The sequence below is a fragment of the Pseudokineococcus marinus genome (assembly GCF_013004605.1).
GTDB classification, from domain to species: domain Bacteria; phylum Actinomycetota; class Actinomycetes; order Actinomycetales; family Quadrisphaeraceae; genus Pseudokineococcus; species Pseudokineococcus marinus.
In genome coordinates this window covers 1-1,000 of record NZ_JABEMA010000578.1, presented here as the reverse complement: position 1 = coordinate 1,000, position 1,000 = coordinate 1, and the positions used below count along the sequence as shown (strand labels likewise).

The window sequence follows — 1,000 nt, the reverse complement described above, 5'->3', positions numbered from 1 at the left end:
AGCGGCGTGGGCGCGGTCGCCCGAGGCGCGGTACAGCCGTCCGCGGCCCTCGACCGCCTCGGCGGCGCGCACGACCACGGGCAGGCGCTCCGGCACGAGCCGGCCCAGCCGGCGCCCGCGCCAGAGCAGGAGCAGCAGCGCGGCGACCCCGAGCACCTGGGCGGCGCGCACCAGGCCGGGCGGCACGAGGGCCGACAAGGGGAGAGGCTCGTCGGACAGCGCCGGGTCGAGCGGGTCGGGCAGGTACCAGACGAGGGTGTCACGGGCGCCGAGTGTGGCCAGGGCCAGAGCGGCGTTGCCCTCGTCGGCGACGGTCTCGTTGCGCAGCACATCCGGTTGGCCGAGCACGACGACGCGTCCGCCGGCGGCCTCACCGGCGCTGTCGCCACCAGCGTCGACGACGGCGTAGGGCGCTCCGCCGAAGGGCAGGCCGTAGCAGAGCGTGACGTTGGGGTCCTCGTCGTCGCGAGGCTCGACGAGCGTCCCGCCGCCGGTCGCCGGCCCGGCGGCTGTGGCGGCCGGCAGGTCGCACTGCGGCGGCACGGCGCTCGCCGCCTCGACGTCCTCGCCGAGCCGCAGCGACGGGGCCAGCACCTCGAGGTCCTCGGCCGTCGGCTGCACGAGGAGGAGGTCGGCGCCCGAGGCCGCGAGGTCCTCGAGCTGGGCGGTGCCGAGGGGGGCCGTGGGCACCACGAGCACGGCGGCGCCACCCGGTCCGGCAGCGCGCACGGCGTCCAGCGTGGCGGCGGTGCTCGTCGTGCGGATCACGTCGACGCCGAGGTCGCCGAGCACCTGCGCGACGGCGCGGGCGCCGTCCGGCTCGGGGCTCGCGGGGTCGAGCGCCCCGCGGCCCGTGCCGCGGGAGCCGACGACGAGAGCCACGAGGACGAGCACGGCCAGGAGGGCCAGCGCGACCGGACCCCGGCGCGGTCGGCGACGGGCGCGGGGCCGGTCCTCGGCGTTCTCGGGCGGTGCGGCGGCGGCGACCGGGGTGGCGGTG

The 1,000-nt window shown here is 79.2% G+C and carries 1 protein-coding gene; it reads right to left on the bottom strand.

Annotated features, from left to right (window positions below; all coding sequences use genetic code 11):
• Positions 1-1,000: DUF4350 domain-containing protein (locus HLB09_RS17610; protein ID WP_171204561.1), on the bottom strand; the 1,000-nt coding region annotated here is incomplete at both ends.